23 protein-coding genes are annotated in these 22,535 nt (G+C 68.4%); 12 read left to right on the plus strand and 11 right to left on the minus strand.

From position 1 onward, the window contains the following. Positions 1-45: 45 nt before the first annotated feature. The 3 genes from LX88_RS17600 to LX88_RS17610 all read right to left on the minus strand — a co-directional run bounded on the left by LX88_RS17600 (position 46) and on the right by LX88_RS17610 (position 3,713). Complete coding sequence (locus LX88_RS17600; RefSeq protein WP_258948872.1) at positions 46-1,029, minus strand: LacI family DNA-binding transcriptional regulator; 984 nt, start codon at positions 1,027-1,029, stop codon at positions 46-48. A 651-nt stretch (positions 1,030-1,680) separates the two neighbouring features. After that, positions 1,681-2,826: a hypothetical protein gene (locus LX88_RS17605; RefSeq protein ID WP_258948873.1), complete on the minus strand. Its 1,146-nt coding sequence runs from the start codon at positions 2,824-2,826 to the stop codon at positions 1,681-1,683. An 89-nt stretch (positions 2,827-2,915) separates the two neighbouring features. Further along, on the minus strand, positions 2,916-3,713 hold the full coding sequence (locus LX88_RS17610) for a FadR/GntR family transcriptional regulator (RefSeq protein WP_258948874.1): 798 nt from the start codon (positions 3,711-3,713) through the stop codon (positions 2,916-2,918). 157 nt (positions 3,714-3,870) lie between these two features. On the opposite strand from LX88_RS17610, the gene LX88_RS17615 reads away from it, so the two are divergent. The 5 genes from LX88_RS17615 to LX88_RS17635 all read left to right on the plus strand — a co-directional run bounded on the left by LX88_RS17615 (position 3,871) and on the right by LX88_RS17635 (position 7,517). Next, positions 3,871-4,023, plus strand: a complete 153-nt coding sequence (locus LX88_RS17615; RefSeq protein ID WP_258948875.1) for a hypothetical protein — start codon at positions 3,871-3,873, stop codon at positions 4,021-4,023. Positions 4,024-4,130: 107 nt separating this feature from the next. Further along, positions 4,131-5,531, plus strand: coding sequence for an aKG-HExxH-type peptide beta-hydroxylase (locus LX88_RS17620; RefSeq protein WP_258948876.1), 1,401 nt, complete (start codon positions 4,131-4,133; stop codon positions 5,529-5,531). Continuing rightward, on the plus strand, positions 5,528-5,716 hold the full coding sequence (locus LX88_RS17625; RefSeq protein WP_258948877.1) for a hypothetical protein: 189 nt from the start codon (positions 5,528-5,530) through the stop codon (positions 5,714-5,716). Before LX88_RS17620 ends, LX88_RS17625 begins: the two co-directional genes overlap by 4 nt. Positions 5,717-5,900: 184 nt before the next feature. Beyond that, complete coding sequence (locus LX88_RS17630) at positions 5,901-6,599, plus strand: LPXTG cell wall anchor domain-containing protein (RefSeq protein WP_258948878.1); 699 nt, start codon at positions 5,901-5,903, stop codon at positions 6,597-6,599. Between the two features lie 195 nt (positions 6,600-6,794). Continuing rightward, complete coding sequence (locus LX88_RS17635; protein ID WP_258948879.1) at positions 6,795-7,517, plus strand: LPXTG cell wall anchor domain-containing protein; 723 nt, start codon at positions 6,795-6,797, stop codon at positions 7,515-7,517. Here the strand turns inward: LX88_RS17635 and LX88_RS17640 are convergent. Both LX88_RS17640 and LX88_RS17645 read right to left on the minus strand, forming a co-directional pair. Beyond that, positions 7,514-8,293, minus strand: coding sequence for a phosphotransferase (locus LX88_RS17640; RefSeq protein WP_258948880.1), 780 nt, complete (start codon positions 8,291-8,293; stop codon positions 7,514-7,516). The genes LX88_RS17635 and LX88_RS17640 overlap by 4 nt on opposite strands. A gap of 16 nt (positions 8,294-8,309) precedes the next feature. Further along, positions 8,310-8,825 (minus strand): DUF305 domain-containing protein, encoded by a 516-nt coding sequence (locus LX88_RS17645; protein ID WP_258948881.1) that lies wholly within the window; start codon positions 8,823-8,825, stop codon positions 8,310-8,312. A gap of 133 nt (positions 8,826-8,958) precedes the next feature. Between LX88_RS17645 and ctaD the strand changes: the two genes are divergently transcribed. From ctaD to LX88_RS17675, 6 genes are all read left to right on the plus strand, one after another. Further along, the gene (ctaD, locus tag LX88_RS17650) at positions 8,959-10,749 is read left to right on the plus strand and encodes an aa3-type cytochrome oxidase subunit I (RefSeq protein WP_090068364.1); all 1,791 of its coding nucleotides are present in this window, start codon (positions 8,959-8,961) and stop codon (positions 10,747-10,749) included. Between the two features lie 81 nt (positions 10,750-10,830). Beyond that, positions 10,831-12,045, plus strand: coding sequence for a phosphoserine phosphatase SerB (gene serB / locus LX88_RS17655; RefSeq protein WP_258948882.1), 1,215 nt, complete (start codon positions 10,831-10,833; stop codon positions 12,043-12,045). Continuing rightward, a complete protein-coding gene (locus LX88_RS17660) occupies positions 12,045-12,737 on the plus strand; it encodes a peptidyl-tRNA hydrolase (RefSeq protein WP_372511335.1) in 693 nt (230 codons plus the stop codon). Before serB ends, LX88_RS17660 begins: the two co-directional genes overlap by 1 nt. Before the next feature lie 132 nt (positions 12,738-12,869). Next, positions 12,870-14,156 carry a phospholipase D-like domain-containing protein gene (locus tag LX88_RS17665; RefSeq protein ID WP_258948883.1) on the plus strand — a complete coding sequence of 429 codons (1,287 nt, stop codon included), beginning with the start codon at positions 12,870-12,872 and terminating at the stop codon, positions 14,154-14,156. A gap of 22 nt (positions 14,157-14,178) precedes the next feature. Next, positions 14,179-14,751 carry a DUF8817 family protein gene (locus LX88_RS17670; RefSeq protein WP_258948884.1) on the plus strand — a complete coding sequence of 191 codons (573 nt, stop codon included), beginning with the start codon at positions 14,179-14,181 and terminating at the stop codon, positions 14,749-14,751. 64 nt (positions 14,752-14,815) lie between these two features. Next, positions 14,816-15,412 carry a DUF8817 family protein gene (locus tag LX88_RS17675; RefSeq protein ID WP_258948885.1) on the plus strand — a complete coding sequence of 199 codons (597 nt, stop codon included), beginning with the start codon at positions 14,816-14,818 and terminating at the stop codon, positions 15,410-15,412. On the opposite strand, the gene LX88_RS17680 is transcribed toward LX88_RS17675, so the two are convergent. The 6 genes from LX88_RS17680 to xrtP form a co-directional block, all read right to left on the minus strand. Then, complete coding sequence (locus tag LX88_RS17680; protein ID WP_258948886.1) at positions 15,381-17,384, minus strand: ATP-dependent DNA helicase; 2,004 nt, start codon at positions 17,382-17,384, stop codon at positions 15,381-15,383. The two genes, LX88_RS17675 and LX88_RS17680, sit on opposite strands and share 32 nt — an antisense overlap. Positions 17,385-17,429: 45 nt before the next feature. Beyond that, positions 17,430-18,218: a TIGR04222 domain-containing membrane protein gene (locus tag LX88_RS17685; RefSeq protein ID WP_258948887.1), complete on the minus strand. Its 789-nt coding sequence runs from the start codon at positions 18,216-18,218 to the stop codon at positions 17,430-17,432. A 22-nt stretch (positions 18,219-18,240) separates the two neighbouring features. Continuing rightward, positions 18,241-18,903: a hypothetical protein gene (locus LX88_RS17690; RefSeq protein WP_258948888.1), complete on the minus strand. Its 663-nt coding sequence runs from the start codon at positions 18,901-18,903 to the stop codon at positions 18,241-18,243. A 10-nt stretch (positions 18,904-18,913) separates the two neighbouring features. After that, entirely contained in the window at positions 18,914-19,486 is a 573-nt protein-coding gene (locus tag LX88_RS17695) for a biotin transporter BioY (RefSeq protein WP_258948889.1), read from the minus strand. A 99-nt stretch (positions 19,487-19,585) separates the two neighbouring features. Then, the gene (locus LX88_RS17700; RefSeq protein WP_504928584.1) at positions 19,586-20,956 is read right to left on the minus strand and encodes an XrtP-associated glycosyltransferase; all 1,371 of its coding nucleotides are present in this window, start codon (positions 20,954-20,956) and stop codon (positions 19,586-19,588) included. After that, complete coding sequence (gene xrtP, locus LX88_RS17705; protein WP_258948890.1) at positions 20,953-21,471, minus strand: exosortase P; 519 nt, start codon at positions 21,469-21,471, stop codon at positions 20,953-20,955. Before xrtP ends, LX88_RS17700 begins: the two co-directional genes overlap by 4 nt. A gap of 295 nt (positions 21,472-21,766) precedes the next feature. Here xrtP and LX88_RS17710 point away from each other — a divergent pair, with 295 nt between their 5' ends. After that, positions 21,767-22,531: a choice-of-anchor protein CoaP gene (locus LX88_RS17710; protein WP_258948891.1), complete on the plus strand. Its 765-nt coding sequence runs from the start codon at positions 21,767-21,769 to the stop codon at positions 22,529-22,531. The last annotated feature ends 4 nt before the right edge of the window (positions 22,532-22,535 follow it).

Here is a 22,535-nt window from a genome sequence, read left to right on the forward strand (position 1 = left end):
AACGCAATATCCAGACGAAAACTCGCAAGAAGACGACTGCGCCCGTTACCTCACCGGCGCACTGGACGCCCGCACCACCAACTCGGGCTCGAACAGCAACTCGTCCGGCGCCACCGCGTTGCCGGAGATCTGGTTGGCCAACAGCTCGACAGCAGCCCGCCCCATCGCCTCGATGGGTTGCCGAACCGTGGTCAGCGGCGGATCAGTGCAGGTCATGAACGCGGAATCGTCGTACCCGATGATCGACACGTCCTTGGGAACATCCAACCCAGCACGCCGCACGGCCCTGATCGCGCCCAGCGCCAACGGGTCGCTAGCACAGATGATCGCCGTAACCCCACGCTGCACGAGCTTGGTAGCAGCGGCCTGCCCACCCTCCAAGCTGAACATCGCGTGCTCGACATCAGCCCCACCGCACTTGTCGATCGCCTGCTGCTTGCGCAGGCTCGGCACGTGGTCCGGCGGCCCGAGCACGGCCCCGATCCGCTTGTGCCCCAGCGACGTCAAATGCCCGTACGCCTGCTCGATCGCCACCGCGTCGTCACACGACACCCGAGGGAACGCAAGATCGTCTATAGCGGCGTTGACCAGCACCGTAGGCAACTTGCGGGACATCATCTGCTGGTAGTGACCGTGACTGGCGTCCTTCTGCGCGTACAGCCCGCCAGCGAACACAATCCCGCTGACGTGCTGCTCCAGCAGCAGCTCCAAGTACTCCGCCTCGGTAACCCCGCCGGCCGTCCGCGTGCACAGAACAGGCGTGAAGCCCCTTTGCGCGAGCGCGTTGCCGACCACGTCCGCGAACGCGGGGAAGATCGGGTTCTGCAACTCGGGCAACACCAGCCCGACCAGCCGGGCCCGTTCCCCCCGCAGCTGCGTCGGCCTTTCGTAACCCAGCACGTCAAGCGCGGTGAGAACAGCACTCCGCGTGGCGTCGGAGACGCCCGGCTTGCCGTTCAGCACCCGGCTGACGGTGGCCTCGCTGACCCCGACCTTGGCCGCGACCTCGGCCAGCCTCCGTTGCGTCATGCCGCAAGTGTACGCAATTTCTTGCGTCCGTTTGCAAGGCACGCTCACCCGCTCGGCAGGCGCTCAGCACCACACGAGATCGATGCGCTCGTCAGCGATCTTCCAGACGAAGGAAAGCTGGGTGACCAGCGAACCGGCCCCTCCGTCCCCGCTCCCGAACTGCAGGAGTAGCCACGTCGGGCTCTTCAAGCAGTGCACCGCGTCGACTGGTTCCAGCGCGCGTCCAACGGTGGCGCGGTCGCCCGCAGTCTCGGGTCGGTCGCCACGCCGGCGAATGCGGTGATGAAGTACATCTCGATGCCGGTGGGGATGGCGAGTCCGAGCTCGTGCTCTTCGTCGCGGACCTCAGTGCAGAAAGCTCCGAGCTCGTCCGAGTCCGTCGCAACAGCGCCACTCCGCGCTTCCGGCTCACCCAGCTGGTCGAAGCCCTGGAGGCATGCGCGGACTTACCCTCGGATTGCCGCCTCGACCCCTGAGGAGACCTCGATGACCCCTGAGCGCAACCCGGTCGTGCCGGTCCCCGCGGTTCCTCCGGGTCCGGACCAGCGCCGACCGGTGGGTGAACCGGTGAGCCGGGTTGACTGGTTCCGCGATGCCCCGACCGGTGGCACGGTCTTCGCTCCGTCTGCCGACTGAGCCGGCAGACGGGGGTCAGTTGCGCATCTCCCGCCACAACAACGCGACGCCGTGGCCGGGCAGCACCCAAGAGCGCACGTAGAGGTCCTGGAGTTGCTCCGCGCTCAGCCACTGCGCGGGCAGTGTGTTGGAGCGGAACGTGAAGGGCATGATGCTGAACTCCTGCTCGAGTGCGTGATCGACCGCGAGCCCGGTCGCGTCGAAACCGATCCGTTCCACGTACGACGGATAGGGCGGTTGCCAGTAGCAGAAGCCGTCGTTGGTGCGTTGGAGCATGCGCGCGTTGATGGTCAGGCCGCAGATCGCGCGCACCACGTGGTCGTCCGCGATGCCGCTGAGATCGCATTCGAAGATGCGCAGGTCGCCGAGGTGGTCGTGCGGGCTCAGCTTCGGCAGCGGGCCCATGGCCTTCTGGAAGAACGTCAGGTAATGCGACCACTGGTCGAATCGCACCTCGATGGGGGGAATCTGGCTCGGTTCCGCGGAACGGCGCAGGCCCTCGTGGTCGATGTAGTCGATCGCGATCTTGGTCGCGTGCTGCAGGTCGTCGACCGAGTCCAGGAACAGCGACTGGTCGGGGATGAAGAAGAGCTCGAACAGCGGGTAACGGCAGGCGGCGTTGATCGTGTCGCGCAGGAGCACGCTGCTCGTCGCGAAGATGACGAACCGGTCCACCGGGATCTGGTGGCGGAACTGGTAGCTCTGCGTCGTGATCAGGTGGTACGACTTCGAGTCGATGCCCTGCAGTTCGATCTTGACGGTCGTGTTCGTGCTGATCGTCAGGTCGCCGCCGTGCGGACGCAGGCCCTCGCCACCGAGCAGGCCTGACACCACGTCCTGGTTGGCCTCGTTCGAACCGTAGATCGATGACAGGAACGCCTTGAGCACTTCGCTCGGCAGCAGATGTTCCATCATGCCCGGGCTGGCGATGCGCCCCAGTGCCGCGACGAGCCGGTGGTGCAGGAACAACTCGTACGTGCCTAGTGCCAGCCCGACGAACGCCGGTAGCGGCCAGGCTCCCAGCAGCACCTGGTGCCACAGTTCACCGGTGGGGGAGGAGGGTTGCCACAGCAGCACGGCGGTGAGGTTTGCGCCCGCGACCAGCAGCAGAAGAACAGCGACGACGACAACCCGCCTGTGCCTGCGGAGCTGAACCGCCACCTGACCGCCACCCCTCATCCCACCGGTCGTCCATGACCATGGTGGGAGTGAGGCGGGATTGGCGCCAGAGCCTTTCGGTCAGTGCCGTATCAGCGGGACTCGCCCCAGATCGGCTTGTCCGACACACCTACATATGTGTTGAGGGTGGCTTTCGGCTTGGACTCGTCGGTCGCCAAGTCGTCGTACAGGCCGAGCAGATGGGTGGTCATCGCGCTCTTCGCGCCCACTTCGTCGTGCCTGCGCAGGAACCAGATGATCTGTTCGTGTTCGTTCGCCGAGCGGTTGTGCACTTCCCGCGACGGCTGCGCGTGCCGCTTGCAGTCCTGCAGGCCGGGAACGAGCGCCAGGTACATCTGCTCCAGCAGTTCGTTCTTGGACGCGCGGACCAGGGCCGAGTGGAACTCCTCGTCCGCCTCGATCATCTCCTGCACGTCCTCGACCTGCGCGCGCTGGTAGCGGCGGTTCAGCTTGGCCAGTTCGTCCAGTTCACCGTCGCCCGCGCGGACCGCGGCGAGGCTCGCGGCCGTGGTCTCCAGCGCGATCCGCACCTCGAGCAGATCCATCTGATCGAACTGCCTGGCGGCCAGCCTGCCCTCCAGGTGCTCCTCGACGGCGGCCAAGTCGGTGCGGCGGACGTACCAGCCGAGCCCGCGGCGCACCTCGACGATGCCCTGCAACTGGAGCCGCTGCAGCGCTGTGCGCAGAGACGAGCGGGCGACGTCCAGCCTGCGGGCCAGTTCCGGCTCGGTGGGGAGCTTGTCGCCCGACTTGAGGGTGCCTCCGATGATCTGCTCGCGGAGCTTCTGCTCGATGAGCTCCGGTAGTGGCCGTCGCGAATCAGGCGAGAGCGACCAGCTCTCGCCGAAATGGACGTCATCGACGGGCATTGGTCCAGCTTAGGCCTCTCGCAGTCTGGTTGCAACTTGTCTGGCAACCTGTCGACCGTTGACAGACAACCTACAACTGGGCGATCCTTGATGCATGGCGAAACGCCGGGGACGCCCACACCCGGACAACGTGCTCGCCTAGTCGGGAGGGAACAAAATGTCTGCAGGGAGTGCTCTGGGAATTGCCGCCGCCGTCGCCGTCGCCGTGACCGCCATCGGATGGCGCACCGTGTTCACGATGATCGCCGTCTCGGTCGTCGCGCTCGCCGTTGTCGGATTCGTGAACGTCACCAGCATCATGTTCGGCTGATGACGGCCGATGCCGGGGGAGGGGGACAGATGCCCGTGCTGCCTGGTACGCCCAGGTAGCACGGCATCTGTCTTTTTTATGGGTGTCGGCTATCACAGACACGCTCCGTGCCGCTACGCTCACGCGCCAGTAGGGCAGCACCGCCAGCGCGGTGGTGCCCTGATCTCATTGGGCGTCCGTGGCGCGTTTCTAGGGTTGTGTTGGTGATTGGTTCGGCCGTGCCGACTGTCGCGAGCACGCATGCGGTGCATGCGGTCATCGCGCCCGCCGGTGTGCTGGTGGACGAGCGGCGGACGCTCTACCGGCTCGCTGGTGAGATTTTCACGCCTGACGCGCGGTTGTCCGACAAGGTGCTGGACCATCCGGTCGTCCGTTACGAACTGGGACGCGCCCTCGCAGGACACGACGACGACCTGACGACGGACACGCTGCTCCACGCGGCCCGGCTCGACGTGCGTGACGCCGCCGGCGTCGCCGTCGTGTCCGATCCGGCGGCCAGCGGCAAGCTCGCCACCGCCCTGCGGATCATCGCGCCGGCCGGCTCGCGGCCCCAGGTGCTGACCGAAGCCGACGGAGACCGCTTCGCCGCGGCTCTCGCGCTCGTGGACGAAGCCGTGCGGCTGTTCCGCCGGTTGGCGCCGGAGATGTCTGACGACCTCCTCGCGCACCTGACGCTCTTCGCGGTGCTGAAGGCGGAGACCTCAGGTGGTGTCGTGTCCGCGTCGACGCGCTACCTGCCCGGTCTCGTCCTCATCGACGAACCCGCCTCGGCGATCGAGATCGCCGAGGCGCTGGTGCACGAGTGCTCCCACCTCAAGTTCTTCGACTTCGCCGTGACCCGCCAGTTCCTCGACGGCGAGCGGGCGGAGCGAGCGGAGCATTTCGTCAATTCGTGGTCGAAGGTAATGTGGCCGCTGGAGCAGACGTTCGCGGCGTGGCACGCCTACACGGCACTCGCCCAGTTCCAGCGAGCCTGCGAGACCCAGGAACTGAGTCCGGTTTCGCTGCTGCCCAAGGCACACGACAGGGCGATGGAGATCGGCCGCTGGCTCCTCGACCACGAGAGCGATCTGCGCTCTGACGCACGATGGCTGTTGCGCGCCCTTCTCGGCATTCCGGCGGATCACGACGAGTCGCGGGCCGAGGGTGGTGGCGCGGCAGCGCACGACGGAGCGGAACCTCCACGTCACCTGGCGCTCGTACCCGGAGTGAGGTACGCCCGTGCGGCGTCGGGGCGAGTGGTCGTGACCAAGGCGGCTCGTCCTCTCGACATCTTTTGGCTCGACGCGGACTCGGGCTGGGTCATGACCCAATTTCGAGTGGAAGGTGCGACGATCGACCGTGCCTCCCTGCTGGCCGCGGCAATAGAGGACTGGCGCGTGACCGAAGGCGTCGCGATCCGGCGTCTGTTCGCCGCGCTCGAGTCCTTGCTGCAAACACTTCTGCTTGAGCCACGAGATGAACCGTCCCATTGCGAGCAAGAGCAAGAGCAAGGATCGATTACGTGACCCCGAACCAGCCAGTCCGCCTCCCCGTGACGCCGCCGATGCCGGGCGCGCGCACCCCGAACCTCCCCCAGGGCGCGGGTCCAGTGGTTGGCCAGCCTGTGAGCCAGGTTGACTTCTTCCGGCACATGCCGACCGGCGGTGCCACCGTCTACCTGCGCCCGTCCGAGGTCGCGCAGAACGACTGACGCCTGCGGAACGAATGTCCGAAGGGGCCGGTGCACCGGCCCCTTCGGCGTTTGGTCGTTTGGGATGCCACCTCACGGACGTGTAACAACTCGGCCACAAGGGTGCAGTTGATCGTCATCTAGACCGTTCGGGGGACGTCGATCGTCTTAGATCGCCGCAACCACCAACCCCCGGAGTAACCCGATGCGCCTCATCTCCCCGAGATCCAGCCGTCTGCTCGCGGTGGTGTCCGTCACCGCTGCGGTCACCCTCGCCTTCGCGACCACCGCGTTCGCGGGCGAGCCGGAGAAGTTCGACGGCAACATCGAGTGGAACTGGGACAACGCCTGCTCGGTGGGTGGTCTCACCGGTACCTCGTACAAGCAGGACCAGTTCGAGTTCACCGGTGGCAATGACACGCAGGACCTCGACATCACCGGCATCAAGCCGGCCGGTGTGACGATCACCGGAGTGGTCGTCAAGGGCAGCAACGCCTACCACGTCTACCTCGCGGACGACCTCGGCGCATTGCCGTGGAACGACCTGAAGGCGCCGCTCAAGAACGACAAGGTCCCTGACATCAGCCACTGGTACGCGTGCGGCGTCAAGGACACGACGACCACCACGACCACCACCACCACGACCACGACGTCCTCCTCTTCGGAGACCTCGACCATCACCCACTCGTCGTCCCCGAGCTCGACCACGAGCGCCACGACGACGACCACCACCACCGGTGAGGTCGCGCCGACCACGACCACGACGGTCGCGCCCGTGCCTGTCGCCAACGAGGACGACCTGGCCTCGACCGGATTCGGGTCCGCCTGGCTGCTCGGCCTCGGTGCCGCGCTCGTCGCCGGTGGTGCCGCTGTGCTGCTCGTGATGCGCAGGCGTCGCGCCTAAGCCCACGCCTTGAACGAGCCGCCCCGCGCGCCGTAGATCACTTCGGCGCGCGGGGCGGCTCTTTCGTTTGGGGTTGCACCTCACGGAGCAATAACAACTCGGCCACAGGGTGCACTGTTGATCGTCACCTAACCCGTTCGGGGGACGTCGATCGTCTTAGATCGCGGCATCCGCCGACCCCCACGGAGTGACCCGATGCGTTTGACGCCCCTGAGACGTTCCGGCCTGCTCGCCTCGGCCGCCCTGGCCGCTGTGGCCTCGCTCGTGCTGGCGACCAGTGCGTTCGCCGACGAGGTGACCACGGACGACCCGCGCGCGCAGGCGTTCTCCCAGTTCATCGACGTCAACCACCCCGATGCCTGCACCGTGGGCGGGCTCAGTGGGAACGTGGTCCTGCCCGGCGAGCTCGTCTACACCGGTGGCGACAACCAGCAGCACCTCAACATCACCGGGTTGCCCGAGGACGTGAAGGTCACGGGCATGCTCGTGAAAGCCGGGGACGTCTTCAACGTCTACCTGGCCGGCAAGCTCGGCGAAGCGCTGCCGTGGAACGAACTGCGCGCTCCGGTCGTCGACGGCGGGAACCTTCCGGAGATCGGTCAGTGGTTCGGATGCGGTGTCGCCGTCGAACAGCCGCCCGCCAGCACCACGACCACGACCACGACGACCACCACGTCCGAGTCGACCGTGACTCACTCGTCGACGCCGACTTCCACTTCGAGCTCCGAGCCGGCCACGCCGTCTTCTTCCGCTGAGGTCGCGCTCACGACGACGACCACCGTCGCGCCTGTGCCGGTCGCCGAGGTGCACGACCTCGCCGCCACCGGGTTCGGGTCCGCCTGGATGCTCGGCCTCGGTGCCGCGCTCGTGGCCGCTGGTGCCGCGCTGGTGCTCGTGATGCGCAGGCGTCGCGTCTAAGACCACTGCATGAGCACGCCCCAGAGCGTGCCGAACATGCGTCGTGTCTCCGCGTGGAACTCCACGTCTGAAGGAGCCGCCCCGCCGCCGTAGATGTCCACGGTGCGTTGGGCGGCTTCTTCTTTGTCCGCGGAGCAGGCCAGATCCCAGGCGCGCGGGCCGCGCCAGGTGTCCTCGAAGTCGTTCCAGACCGGGCCTGACGGCGTCACCAGCACGTTGCCGGGGTGGGGGTCGCCGTGCAGCGGCTGGACGTCGTTGTCGTGTGCGGACCAGGCGGCTTGCAGGTCGTCGCGCCACTGGCGGAACCTCGCCAGGTCGGGCACGCCCAGGCCGTCCAGGTACGTCAGGACGTTGTCCACGTCGTCCAGCGGGCCGTGCGTGGGCAGACGGCCCTCGTAGGGCCTCAGTTCGGCGTGCAGGTCTGGCAGGAGCTTGAGGACGTCCTGTCTGGACAGTCGCGCCGTGGGGTCGTGCGGGACGTACGTGCTGAACGAGAGCACGAAGCCATCGGACACATGAGGCCCGGCGGGAAGCTCTGCAGAGGGCGTCACGACCGGTACGCCGCGCGAGGCCAGGAAGGCCGACACGGACAGGTCGCGGGCGAAGTGCTCGGAGACTGAAGGCCGCACCAGGGCCGTGCGTGCGGCGATTCGGGCCACGACCGGGGCCGGGCGCAGGTGCACGAGGACGTTGCTGCCCTGTTTGAGCACGACAGGGTCGGAGCAGGCCACGCCGTGCGAGGCCGCGAGAGATACGGCGGCTGCTAGTGCGCTCACGGCACGAAGGCTGGCATCAGCCCTGGGGGAGGAGCGACTCCATTTCCGAGATCTCCTTCTCCTGGTGGCTGACGACCTCTTGGGCGAGCTTGCGGGTCTCCGGGTCGGTGCCGGCCCCCAGGTGCTTCTGCGCCATCTCCACGGCGCCCCTGTGGTGCTGGATCATCAGCGACAGCCACTGGCGGTCGAACTCCGTGCCGTCCAGGTCGGCGAGGTTTCCCAGTTCGACCATGCCGTGGCTCTCCGAGTGGCCGTGTGAGGTGTGCGAGGACGCCTGCACCGGCGCGTTCCAGGTGCGCAGCCAGCCGTTCATGCGGTCGATCTCGGGCTTCTGGGCGTCCGCGATGCGCTTGGCCAGGTCGATCACCCGGGGGTTCTCCGTGCGGGACGCGACGAGCCCGGACATCTCCAGCGCCTGCTCGTGGTGCGGCACCATCCCCTGGGCGAACGTGACATCCGCAGAGTTGTGCGTGGCCGGGGAGCCACAGGCGGCCAGCAACAGGACGGAAGCGACAGCGAGCAATCGAAGCACGGCGGCAGGATACGTGTGACGTGCGCTACGCCGCTGGCCACCGGCCATGGCCCACCCGAATGGAGCTGATCGGCTCCGTCTAATATCCGGGGAGTTTCCCGAACTACTGGTCCCACCAAGGCCTGGAGGTACCGTGACGGCCGTAGCCCCGCAGCCGATCGCAACGCGTCCTTACCCGACGCGCACTGCGGTCAAGGGGTCCTTCCTGCTGCGGATGTTCCGCACCACGGACCACAAGCAAATCGGCATCATGTACCTGGTCACCTCGTTCGCCTTCTTCATGGTCGGCGGCGCGATGGCCATGCTGATGCGGACCGAGCTGGCCCGTCCCGGCATGCAGTTCCTGAGCCAGGAGCAGTTCAACCAGCTCTTCACGATGCACGGCACCGTGATGCTGCTGCTCTACGCGACGCCGATCGTCTTCGGTTTCGCGAACTTCGTGCTCCCGCTGCAGATCGGCTCGCCCGACGTGGCGTTCCCGCGGCTCAACGCCTTCTCGTACTGGCTCTACCTCTTCGGTGGCCTGATCGTGATGGCGGGCTTCGTCACCCCCGGTGGCGCGGCTGACTTCGGCTGGTTCGCCTACACGCCGCTGTCGAGCGCCATCCACTCGCCCGGCGCGGGTGCCGACCTCTGGATCTCCGGCCTGGTGGTCGGTGGTCTCGGCACCATCCTCGGCGCGGTGAACATGATCACCACCGTGGTCTGCCTGCGCGCGCCCGGCATGACGATGTTCCGGATGCCGATCTTCACCTGGAACATCCTGGTGACGTCGGTGCTGGTGCTGCTCGCGTTCCCGATCCTCACCGCCGCGCTGCTCGGCCTGCTGGCCGACCGCCACCTCGGTGCCCACGTGTTCGACCCCGCCAACGGCGGCGTGATCCTGTGGCAGCACCTCTTCTGGTTCTTCGGTCACCCGGAGGTCTACATCGTCGCCTTGCCGTTCTTCGGCATCGTGTCGGAGATCTTCCCGGTGTTCAGCCGCAAGCCGATCTTCGGTTACAACGGCCTGGTCTACGCGACGCTCGGCATCGCGGCCCTGTCCGTCGCCGTGTGGGCGCACCACATGTACGCGACCGGCGCCGTGCTGCTGCCGTTCTTCGCCTTCATGACGTTCCTCATCGCGGTCCCGACCGGTGTGAAGTTCTTCAACTGGATCGGCACGATGTGGAAGGGCCAGCTGACGTTCGAGACGCCCATGCTGTTCAGCATCGGCTTCATCGTCACGTTCCTCTTCGGTGGTCTGTCCGGCATCCTGCTGGCCGCGCCCGCGATCGACTTCCACGTGTCCGACACGTACTTCGTCGTCGCGCACTTCCACTACGTGCTCTACGGCACGATCGTGTTCGCGACCTTCGCCGGCATCTACTTCTGGTTCCCGAAGATCACCGGCCGTTTCATGGACGAGCCGCTCGGCAAGCTGCACTTCTGGACGACGTTCCTCGGCTTCCACGCGACGTTCCTCGTCCAGCACTGGCTGGGCAACGAGGGCATGCCGCGCCGGTACGCCGACTACCTCGCGTCCGACGGCTTCACGACGCTGAACATGATCTCGACGATCGGCGCCTACATCCTGGGCGCGTCGACGCTGCCGTTCATCTGGAACGTCTTCCGGAGCTACCGCTTCGGTGAGGTCGTCACGGCGGACGACCCGTGGGGCTACGGCAACTCGCTCGAGTGGGCCACCTCGTCCCCGCCGCCGCGGCACAACTTCACCGAGCTGCCCCGGATCCGTTCGGAGCGCCCGGCGTTCGAGCTGCACTACCCGCACATGATCGAGCGGATCCGGAACGAGGGCCACGTGACCTTCACCGGCAAGACCATCCCGCACGAGAAGGCGGCACCCGCGCTGTCCGAGATGGCTGCATCCGCCATCAAGTCGGGCACTGCCTCCGAGAAGGACGATTCGGAGCACGACAAGTAACCTGCCAGTAACAGGTTCAACGATGAGCCCCGGCTGCTTCGCGCGGTCGGGGCTCTTCGCGTCTGACGAGGAGACGACGACGTGAAAACGCCCGTGCTCATCACCGTGACCGGCCCCGACAAGCCCGGCGTCTCCTCGGTGCTGTTCGCCGTGCTGACACGGCACGGCGTCGAGGTGCTCGACGTGGAGCAGGTCGTGATCAGGGGCAGGCTGGTGCTCGGCGCGCTGGTGTCGACCGACCACGACCCCGAGGGTCTGCAGGAGTCGGTCGAGCAGGCCATGGCCACCGTCTCGATGCACGTGGAGATCGAGATCGGCGCGGACTCGAAGCGCACCGCCCGCCTGGAGTCGTCGCACGTGCTGATCGTGCTGGGCCGCCCGGTGACCGCGAAGGCGTTCACCGAGGTCGCGCGCCGGCTGGCGTCGCTCGGTGTGAACATCGACGCGATCCGCGGTGTCGCCGACTACCCCGTCACGGGTCTCGAGCTGCGCGTTTCGGTCGCGGACGACACGATGGAGAACGACGCGGCGCTGCGGTCGGCGCTCGCCGACGTGTCGGTCCGGGTGGGTCTCGACATCGCGGTCGAACGCGCCGGGCTGACCCGCAGGGCCAAGCGCCTGGTCGTGTTCGACGTCGACTCCACGCTCATCCAGGGCGAGGTGATCGAGATGCTGGCCGCGCACGTCGGGTGCGAGGAGCAGGTGCGCGAGATCACCGAGGCCGCGATGCGCGGCGAGCTCGACTTCGCCGAGTCGCTGCGGCGCCGGGTGGCGTTGCTGGAGGGCCTCGACGAGAAGGTGCTGGAGGAGGTCGGGTCCACGCTGGAGCTCACGGCCGGCGCGCGCACGACGATCCGGACGCTGAAGCGGCTCGGTTTCTACTGCGGTGTGGTGTCCGGCGGGTTCACGTCGGTGATCACGGGTCTCGCGGACGAGCTGCAGCTGGACTTCTGCGCGGCGAACACGCTGGAGGTCGTGGACGGCAAGCTGACGGGGAAGGTCGTCGGCGAGATCGTCGACCGGCCGGGCAAGGCCGTGGCGCTGCGCCGGTTCGCCGACGAGGTCGGTGTATCGCTGGCGCAGTGCGTGGCGGTCGGTGACGGCGCGAACGACATCGACATGCTGAACGCGGCGGGCCTCGGCATCGCGTTCAACGCGAAGCCCGCGCTACGCGAGGTGGCCGACACGGCGCTGTCGCACCCGTTCCTGGACGCGGTGCTGTTCATCCTCGGCGTGACGCGGGCCGAGGTGGAGGCCGCGGACGCCGCGGACGGCCTGGAGCAGATCCGGCTGTGATGATCCTCGACCTGATCGCTTCCGAGAACTACGCAGCCAGAAGGAATGTGGCTGAGTCCGAAGTCCGCGCGATGCCGATGGTGCTGCGCATCGAACGCGTCGACCCGCCGTCCCGGACGGCGTTGCTGGAGGCCGCGGCCGCTTCGGCGGTCGCGGTGTGCCTCGACCCCCGAGCCGACGTCGACGGCGAGTGGCACGAGGCCGTGCGGGCGTGGGTGGCCGGGCGGATCCGCAAGGTGTCGCGGCGGGCCCGTGGCGTGCAGTGGGAGGCCGTACAGGAGCTGCCCGGGGTGACCGTGACGGTCGACGGCGCGTCGGTCCGCTCGCTGCTGCCCGTGCTTGTGTCCGAGACGCCGCGGGAGGTCGCCAAGCTGCAGATCTCCGGCTCCGACCTGCCTGCCGACGAGCCCGGACCCGTGCCCGAGGGCGCGCGGCTGCTGTACGTGAACCCGCGCGTCGAGATGTCCGCCGGCAAGCTCGCGGCCCAGGTCGGCCACGCGTCGATGCTGCTCGCGCCGCGCCTCTCCGCGGTCGAGCTGAAGGCGTGGGCGGAGCTGGACTACCGGTGCGCCGTGCGGACTCCGTCCGTCGCGGAGTGGGACTCGCTGATCCACCGCGGCGACGTCGTGGCGGTGCGGGACGCGGGTTTCACGGAGGTCGAACCGGGCACGACGACGGTGCTCGCTGTTTAGAAGCGCGTGAAACGGGTAAATCCGCCTCTCGTGGGCTTACTCGACGTTCTTGACGCCCGGCTCGGAGACGGGCTGGAGAACTTGCTGTGCTCCCATCACACGCGAAGACTGCGGAAACTGGGATGGGGCGACGTGCTCGAAGGCGACGGCGCGGGATGGTTCACCCCGCGCCGTCCTGTGCAGCGCGGCAACAAGATCGAGGTACTGGTCGACGGGGCCAACGCGTTCCCCGTCATCGCGAAGGCGATCGAGGGTGCGCAGAAGTACATCCACATCGCGAACTGGCACGCGTCACCCGATTTCCAGCTGACCCGGGAGCCGGGGGCGCCGCAGTTGCGCGAACTGCTGTCGGCGGCGGCGGAACGGGTCCCGGTGCGCGTCCTGCTGTGGGCGGGCCCGCCCGTGCCGTTCTTCGAACCGACGCGGAAGCGGGCCGCCGCGGCGCAGAAGGCCTTCCTGGAGTGCGGAGCGATCCGCTGCGAGCTCGACGCGCGCGAACGCACCCTGCACTGCCACCACGAGAAGATCGTGATCGTCGACGACGTGGCGTTCGTCGGCGGCCTCGACATGACGGCGGTGGAGGGCGACCGCCACGACTCGCCGGACCACCCGCCGCGCGACCTCGGCTGGCACGACCACATCGCGAAGCTGGAGGGCCCGGTCGTCGCGGAGGTGGCCGCGCACTTCGCCGCGCGCTGGCTGGAGATCGCGGGGGAGACCTTGCCCTCGCCCGAGGTGCCGCCGGAAGCCGGTTCGTCGTCGGTGCAGCTCGTCCGCACCATTCCGGAGAAGACCTACGACTTCTCGCCGCACGGCGACTTCAGCCTGCTCGACTCGTACCTGCGGGCGCTGCGGGCGGCGGAGTCGTTCGTGTACGTGGAGAACCAGTTCCTGTGGTCGCCGGAGATCACCGAGGTGCTGCTGGAGAAGCTGAAGAACCCGCCGTCACCGGACTTCCGGCTGGTGCTGGTGTTGCCGCAGAAGCCGAGCAACGGCGCCGACACCACCCGCGGACAGCTCGGCCGGATGCTCGACGCCGATCCCGGCGAGCGGGTCCTCGCCGCAACCCTTGTCGCGCACGGGGATGCGCCGGTCTACGTGCACGCCAAACTGTGCATTGTGGACGACAAGTGGATGTCGGTCGGCTCGGCGAACCTGAACGAGCACTCGTTGTTCAACGACACCGAGGTCAACGTGGTGACCGACGACGCCGCGGTCGTGCGGGCGACTCGGCTGAAGCTGTGGGCGGAGCACCTGGACGGCCTGGACGGTGACGTGTCCGGTCCCGTGCACGAGGTGGTGGACACGATGTGGCGCCCGGCCCTGGAACGTCCGGCGCGGGTGACGTCGCTGCCCGGTGTGTCCCGCCGTGCCGGAAGGCTGCAAGGACCGTTACGTGGATTGCTGGTCGACGGCTGATCTCCGGGTCTAGTTTGGCGACGTGGCCAACGAGGTGACGATCCCGCTGCTGCCGTGCGACTCCATCGACGAGGTGGCCGAGTTCTACGTGATGCTCGGGTTCACGGTCACGTACCGGCAGTACCGGCCGACCGCGTACCTGTCGGTGCGGCGGGAGGAGATCGACCTCCACTTCTTCGGCATCCCCGGCCACCAGGCAGAACAGTCGTACAGCTCGTGCCTGATCCAGGCCGAGGACCCTCGTGAGCTGTACGACGCGTTCGCGGCAGGGATGCGTGCCGTGTACGGGCGAGTGCTGGTCACGGGCATCCCGCGGATGACGCGGCCCCGGCGGGACGGGTTCCTGTTCGTCGATCCCGGCGGCAACTGGATCCGGGTGGTGCCCGCGGTGCGCGAACGGGAGAACCGGCGCAACGGCCTGTCGCGGGCGTTGAACAACGCGGTGACGCTGGCCGGGTCGCACGCGGCCGAGCGGCAGGCGTTGAAGATCCTCGAAGGGGCGCTGGCGCGGGAGGTGCACGCTTCGGAGGAGGAGCGGGCCTCGGCGCTGGAGTTCCGCGAAGAGCTGCTTGAACGGCTCGGCCTGCACAGCTGATTCACCGTTCGCACGAGCAAATAGCTCCGTGTCGTTTCAGCGGTTCCGGGCTTAGCTTCGGGCGGTGGCAAACGAACTGACGATTCCGCTCCTGCCCTGTGTCGACATCGACGAGATGTCGGCTTTCTACGAGATGCTCGGCTTCTCGATCACCTACCGGCAGACGCGCCCGAACCCGTACGTCTGCGTGCAGCGTGAAGACATCAACCTGCACTTCTACGGGCTGGAAGGGCACGTTCCCGAGCAGTCGCACAGCACGTGCGTGGTCGTCGTCGAGGACACCGGTCCGCTGTTCGAGGCGTTCTCGGCGGGAATGCGCGCTGTGCACGGGAAGGTGCTCATCTCCGGCATTCCGAGGATGACCCGGCCGCGGCTGCGCAACGACCGGTACACCGGGTTCACCGTCGTCGATCCGGGCGGCAACTGGATCCGGGTCAACAAGGCCGCCCAGGAACCCGAGGCGCGCACCAAGCTCGCGAAAGCCATGGAGAACGCGGCACGGCTGGCGGACGCGAAGGGGGACGAGCGGCAGGGGTTGAAGATCCTCGAAGGCGCGCTCGCGCGTGCCGGCGGTTCCGAACCGGAACTGCCGGAGGTCCAGGCCTACCGCGACGAGCTGATCGAGCGGATCAAGGGGTCTGAGCCTCGTCCAGGCGCTTGAGGGCGCCGCGCACCACTTCCGGGTCGTAGGTCGTCCAGAACGGGGGGAGTGAGGCCCTGATGAAACCGCCGTAGCGGGCGGTGGCGATGCGCGGGTCGAGGACGGCCACCACGCCCTTGTCCGACATCGAGCGCAGCAACCTGCCGGCGCCCTGGGCCATCAGCAGGGCGGCGTGCGTGGCGGCGACGGTCAGGAAGCCGTTGCCGCCGCGTGAGCTCACCGCCTTCTGGCGGGCGGAGGCCAGCGGGTCGTCCGGGCGCGGGAACGGGATGCGGTCCATGATCACGAGCTGGAGGCTGGGCCCCGGCACGTCGACGCCCTGCCACAGCGACAGCGTGCCGAACAGGCACGTGCGCTCGTCCTCGGAGAACTTCTTGACCAGCAGGCCCGTCGCGTCGTCGCCCTGGCACAGGATCGGGTACTCGAGCTTGTCCCGCAGCGCCTCGGTGGCGGCCTTGGCCGCCCGCGTCGAGGAGAACAGGCCGAGCGCGCGGCCGCCCGCCGCGTTCACCAGGCCCTCGATCTCGTCGAGGTACTCCGGCGGCAGGCCGTCACGGCCCGGCGCCGGCAGATGCCTTGCCACGTAGAGGATTCCGCTCGTGCCGTGCTGGAACGGCGAGCCCACGTCGAGGCCGCTCCACCTGGGACCGTCGATGTCCTTGTCGGTCGCCGCGCCCTCGATCTTGCGGACCTTCTCCGCCGGCGGCAGGCCCCACTGGCGCGCCATCGCGTCGAAGGCACCGCCGAGCGTCAGCGTCGCGGACGTCAGCACGGTGGTGCGCTTGGCGAACAGCCGCTCCCGGAGCAGGCCGCCGACACCGAGCGGCGCGACCCTGAGGGACGGCGCCTTCTGGTTGAAGTCGCCCGACACCCAGACGACGTCGCGTTCCTCGTCGAACGCCTCCAGCACCCGCACCGCGCAGTCGTGGACCTCTTCCAGCAACGCCAGCGCGAGCTTGCGCGTCGTCGCCGCGTCCGGGTCCTCCTTGCGCTCCGACCCCATGGCCGACATGCAGTTGTGCGCCGCGTCGCGCGTGGCCGCCAGCGCACCCGCGAGCGCCCGCGGCAGCTCGTCCAGGCGGCCGGACGGCATGTCCTCCAGGATCATCGCCAGCCCGTCACTCGCCTCGGCGAGCCGGTCCGCGATGTCCTGGTCGATGAGCCGCCCGCACCTGCGCGCCGCCATGCCGACCGACGCCCCGCTCAGCTCCTCCGTGGCCACCGACGTGATGCGGTCGACCAGGTCGTGCGCCTCGTCGATCACCACGACGTCGTGGTCGGGCAGGACCTGGTAGCCCTCCAGCGCGTCGATGGCGAGCATCGCGTGGTTCGTGACCACCACGTCCGCCTTGCCCGCCTCGGCCCGCGCCCGCTCCGCGAAGCAGTCGGACCCGATCGGGCACTTCGACACGCCGAGGCACTCACGAGCCGTGACGCTGACCTGCCGCCACGCCTGCTCGCTGACACCGGGCACGAGCTCGTCCCGGTCACCGGTCTCGGTGTCCGACGACCACTCGTGCAGCCGCTTCACCTCGCGCCCGAGCTTCGACACCGCGAACGGGTCGAACAGCGCGTCCTCCTCCGGCTCGTCCGGCGCGCCGTTGTGCACGCGGTGCATGCACAGGTAGTTCCTGCGGCCCTTGAGGATCGCGAACGTGGGCTCACGCCCCAGGTCCTTCTTGAGCGCCTTGGACAGCCGCGGCAGATCCCGGTCCACCAGCTGCCGCTGCAACGCGATCGTGGCCGTCGAGACCACCACCGTCTCGTCCTCGGCCACCGCGTGCCGGATCGACGGCACCAGGTACGCCAGCGACTTGCCGGTACCCGTGCCCGCCTGCACCGCGAGGTGCTCGCCCGTGCGGATCGAGTGGTCGACGGCCTCGGCCATCTCCACCTGACCAGGACGCTCCGCGCCACCCACGGCGTGGACGGCGGTTTCGAGCAGGCTCAGGGTGGGGGGAACTTCAGGCACGGGACAGACCGTACCCGGAGGGTCCGACAGTCCCGTCGGACCCGCTCAGTCGCCGCCACCTCCGCCGCACCCGCCACCGCAACTGCTCCCGCCGTCACCACCGCTGTCACTGCCACAGGAGCTGGACGAACAGCCCCCACCGCAGCTGCTGCTGGACGACGCGTCGCGGTGCGGCAGCGTTCCGACCACGACCGCGCTGAGCCCGAACATCCCGGCGACCGCCACGCCGCCGATCTTCCCGCGCAGCCCCCGCACGGCGACCGCGCCGACCGGGTCCTGCGGGCTGACCCGGCGCTTGGCGCGTTTCAGCAGGACGTAGCCCGTCCTGGTGCGCAGGCGGCCGGGGTCGCGGGCGCGCAGCACCGAGGCCCAGACGTACACCGCTGCCGCGGCCGCGAAGAAGTACCAGAACGGGAACTCGGGCAGCTGCGGCACGAACTCCCACTGGAGTTCCGGGGCCACGGCGTTGAGCACTCCCGCGACCACGAGCAGGGGTGCCAGCAGGAACAGCCAGGGGTTGAGGCGGGGGCGCAGGGAACGGCGGCGGCGCAGCAGTCCGCGGTTGATCAGGTGAGCGCGCAGGCCCTCCGCCTCGGCCGAGCTGAACGCGGTGAGGACGACGTCGTTCAGGTGGCGGCCGTGGCGCAGTCCGGCCAGGACCTGCGCCTCCAGCGGGGTGGCGGGGCCGCGGCCGGGCAGGTGGACGGCGCTCAGCACGCCCTCGCGCGAGACCCTGACCAGGCCGGACTGGATCAGCCTCGCCAGGGCCACCTCGGCCGCGCGGGCCGGGCCGCCGGCCAGGCAGCCCAGCTCCTCGGGGGTATGCGTCGTCACGCGGATTTCTCGGCCGCGGACCTCACGTCGTTACGTCGGCCATGATCCGGTCGAACAGCTCGAGGGAGGCTGCGGCGTGTGCGACGGTCAGCGGCACGTCCGAGCCGCGCCGGGACGCCACGAGGTCCAGGACCGGCAGGTCCGGCCAGCGGGCGGCGGCCAGTTCACCGGCGCGGGACTTGCTGACGATCTCGCCGGTCCGGATGGTGTGCCACAGCCGGGCCGGGCCGAGACCTGCCCACAGCAGCGTGTCGCGCGGAATCGCCGCTGCGGGATCCAGGGACGGCAGCACCTCGCGGAGGCGGTCGAAGTCCAGCTTCCAGTAGCTCACGAGGTTGTCGCGGCAGTAGGCCTCGACGTCAGCAGCGCTGCCGGGGCAGGTGGGCCGCACACCACGCACGGTCTGACCGACGGTCCGCAGCTGTTGCCACAGCACGGGAGTGATCTCGCCGGCCAACGGCGTCACGTCGAAAACCGGCTTCTCCAGCGAACCGGCGAGCACGACCGCGACGTCGGCACCGTCCAGGGGCGGTACTTCGGCGGCGGCGGAAAGCTCGACCACGACGTCCAGGTCGGAGTCGTGCACGACGTCGTCGAGCACCCGCGACCCGTAAACGTGCGCGCCTGCCACGAGACCGGGCAGGCGCGCGTCCAAGAACGAGAGGTACTCCCCAGGTGTCACCACCCGGTCCAAGCTACCGGCGGCGGACGAGGGCCCAGGCTCCCGGCAGGACGCCGGCGGCGAGAGCGATCTTCAGCGCGTCACCGATCAGGAACGGCAGCACGCCCACGGCCAGGGCCTTGCCGAGCGACATCCCGGTCATGGCCATCAGCCACGGCACGCCGACCGAGTAGATCGCCAGGTTGCCCAGCGCCATCGTGCCCAGGGTCCGCAACGGCGTGCGGTCACCTCCGCGGCCGGCCAGGTAGCCAACGAGAGCGCCGGCGAACACGAAGCCGACGACGTAGCCGAGCGAGACCGGCACACCGGACGAACCGCCCTGGAACCACGGCACGCCCGCGACCCCGGCGATCAGGTACAGCAGCATCGAGGTCGCTCCGCGCTGCCAGCCGAGCGAGGCGCCGACGAGCAGGGCGGCGAACGTCTGGCCCGTCAGCGGAACCGGGCTGCCGGGGATCGGCAGCGCCACCTGAGCGGCGAGACCGGTGAAGGCGGCACCGGCGACGACGAGCACGAGGTCGCGGGCCAGGGCGCCCGGCACGAAGTCGGCGAGCACGGTGCGACGCGGCGCGAGTGCGAGAGTCACGGTTCCCTCCCAGGCGGAATCGAGTGAACCGAGGTTAACCACGCGGACTCGAGAACGTCTTTGTTCGATCTCCACAAAGTGACCGGTCACACATGCCGGTCAGACGTCCAGCGCGACCTTGCCCGCCACCCGCTCCTCGTTGCGCCGCGTTTTGGTCCAGCCGTTGTCGCCGCGCACCAACCGGATCAGCGCTCGCCACGACGTGATGTAGAAGGTGTAGATGTACAGCGCGTAGCCGAACCCGTACGCAACGGACTTCCAGAACCCGACGGGTTCACAGCGTGCGCGGTACACCGGTCCCCACAGGACGAACGGCATCAAACCGAACGCGCCGTACACGGTGAACAGGATCCACGCGCCGTCGAAGAACCACGCCACGACCTCAGCGGGCGACACCGCGAACCGGTACGCCATCATCGCCATCGGGATCGGGTAGATCAGCGTGCCCAGCAACTGCATCCACGGTTGCGCGAGGTAGTACATCATCTCCGCCGCGCCCAGCGTGGTCAGGTGGTCGGAGTCCCAGATGCGCCGCAGATAACGCATGCACTGCATGGTGCCCTGGCCCCATCGCGTGCGTTGCGCCAGGAACCGCCGCAACGAGTAGAGCGCCTCCTGGTTCACGTGCGTGTCCAAGGAGAAACCCGTGTGCCAGCCCGCCGTCAACAGGTGCACGCCGAGTTCGAAGTCCTCCAGCAACGACCCGCGCCACGGACTTCCGGTCGGCCCGGCGATGGAGTCCAAAGCGGACAGGCGGGTGAACTGACCGTTGCCGCCCATGGAGATCGTGCCGGTGGCGCCGCGGGACATCTGGATCGCCGCGATGGCCGTGCGGAACTCCAGGTCCTGCATCCGCACGAGCCCGGCACCGAACGCCCTGCGCCACCGCGACACCCCCGGCTGCCGCTGGCCCGCGTTGATCATCCGCACGTCCACCTGCACGGCACCGATCCGCGGGTTGCCGAAGAGGTGTTGCGCCGCACAGACTTCGAGGCAGTTCGGCGCCGGTCGCCCGTCCGCGTCGACCACCACGACGATCGCGCGGTCGGCGTCCGCACGCCGTCCCATCCACATCTTCAACGTGCGGTAGGCGTCGTTCAGCGCGTTGCCCTTGCCGGTGCGGGCGTACGGGCGCTGGCGCTGCACGAGGTGGATCTGCGGGTCCCGCACACCACCGTTGCGCTTCAACGTCCGCACGACCCCGGCGGTGCGGTCGTCCGAGTCGTCGTCGATGACCCACACGTGCGCGATGGGGAACGTCGTGCGCAGGTACCGGATCGTGTCGCCGATGACGGCCTCTTCGTCGCGGCACGGCACGAAGAAGTGCCACTCCAGCGACGAGGGCTCGCCGACGGGCGCGGGTTTGCGCCGCAGGTACGGGATCACGATCACGAACACGTACGTCACGAAGGCGACGCTCATCGTCAGCGCGAGCGCCTGCGTGAACCCGAGGACGAGGTCGAGGCTCACTTCCGCGTGGCCAGCCGGACGAACGCGACCAACGCGGCCGCGCCACCGAACACGCTCACCATCGACCCGAGCAGCGTGTGACCCCAGTAGTACCCGGTGTCGACGCCCAGCCAGTCGACCAGCCCCACCAGCGTCAGCACGCGGAACTGGTTCACGATGACGACCGCGAGCGCGGCGACCCCCAGTGCGAACAGCACGCGGCTCTGGATGCGCGGGCGCAACGCGATCATGACCGCGCCGACGACGATCAGCGGCAGCACCAGGAACGCGGACGTGCACTCCGGCGTCATCCGCAGGCCCAGCGGGGTGTCCGAGCCCAGTCCGAAGTAGACGGTCTGGCGGGCTGGGACCACCTCCACGCCGTAGGAGCTGATGACGCTCAGGACCGCGCCGGACAGCGAGATCTCCGCCGTGCGGTACAGGCGATGTGCGAACACGAGTCCCGCCGCTACGGCGAGCAGGGCGACCACCGTCACCCGGCTCGGGAATGCGGTGCGGCGCACGGCAAGCGTCACCCGAAGATCCTTTCAACCGATGAGGGAGCGCCCAGACGGGCTACTTGACGTTCCATCGGTAGACGCAACGTCATCCTCCACCCCCGGATCGGGTGACGCCGTAACCGGAAATTGATCAAAAGTCCCACGATGAGTGGCGCCGATTGGGCGAGTCGGGTGGTCGTGTCGCCCGATACGGGGAGTAACCCTCAGTTCCCTCGAAAGAAAGCCGATGCCGGTAATTGCCCCCGGAAAGCGTGAAACCAGATTGGTATCGGCGCGCCCTGGGGCCGGAGGAATCAAGGGAAGGAGATTCATGCGTGTCCGAATGACGGGACTGGCTGGAGTCATCGCGATCGCCGCACTCCTGGTCGGTGCCGCACCCGCTTCCGCCGCTCCGGGGGACGCCTCGGCCTACGGTGCGAAGCTCGACGTGACGCTGCTCGGCAACCCCGCGGTCAACGCGGAGCCGTTCGCCGCGGCCAATGCGAACGGCCCGACCCAGAACACGTTCGCAGGCGTCGACCTCACCGGGATCCTGAAGACAGGTCTCATCAACGCCTCCGCGTCGCGGGACGAGAAGTCCGGCGGCGTGTACTCGCGGGCGAGCACCGCGGACGTCCGGGTCGACCTGCTCTCCAAGGTCACCGGCAAGATCTCCGCCGAACTGGTGGAGGCGGAGTGCACGGCGACCCAGAAGGGTCTCGCCGGCAGCGCCAAGCTCGCGGGCGTCAACCTCGGCAAGCTCGGCCAGGTGAACGCCGATCCGGCGGCCAACACGAAGCTCGACGTCCAGCTCGCGGGCATCAAGATCGCCGAGGTGATCTTCAACGAGCAGGTCGAGAACAACGACGGCAGCCTCACCGTGAACGCCATCCACATCAAGCTGCTGCAGGGCGTGCTCGGCTCCATCGGCACCGGCGACGTGATCATCTCGTCGGCCACGTGCGGCCCCGCCGGCCTGCCCATCCCGATGGCGTCGGGGGCGGGCCTGTGGATCGGCCTCGGCCTGCTCGGTGTCGTCTCCGCTCCGGTCGCCTTCGTGGCGCTGCGCCGTCGCGCGTCGCTCGGCACGGCCTGAACGA

Origin of the sequence: Lentzea californiensis, assembly GCF_024648825.1 — a bacterium.
GTDB lineage: Bacteria > Actinomycetota > Actinomycetes > Mycobacteriales > Pseudonocardiaceae > Lentzea > Lentzea californiensis.

Coding starts and splice junctions, on each gene's coding strand:
- LX88_RS17630 (WP_258948878.1), top strand. CDS start 5,901: ATGCGCCTCATCTCCCCGAGATCCAGCCGTCTGCTCGCGGTGGTGTCC.
- LX88_RS17660 (WP_372511335.1), top strand. CDS start 12,045: ATGATCCTCGACCTGATCGCTTCCGAGAACTACGCAGCCAGAAGGAAT.
- LX88_RS17710 (WP_258948891.1), top strand. CDS start 21,767: ATGCGTGTCCGAATGACGGGACTGGCTGGAGTCATCGCGATCGCCGCA.
- LX88_RS17600 (WP_258948872.1), bottom strand. CDS start 1,029: ATGACGCAACGGAGGCTGGCCGAGGTCGCGGCCAAGGTCGGGGTCAGC.
- LX88_RS17615 (WP_258948875.1), top strand. CDS start 3,871: ATGTCTGCAGGGAGTGCTCTGGGAATTGCCGCCGCCGTCGCCGTCGCC.
- LX88_RS17635 (WP_258948879.1), top strand. CDS start 6,795: ATGCGTTTGACGCCCCTGAGACGTTCCGGCCTGCTCGCCTCGGCCGCC.
- LX88_RS17610 (WP_258948874.1), bottom strand. CDS start 3,713: ATGCCCGTCGATGACGTCCATTTCGGCGAGAGCTGGTCGCTCTCGCCT.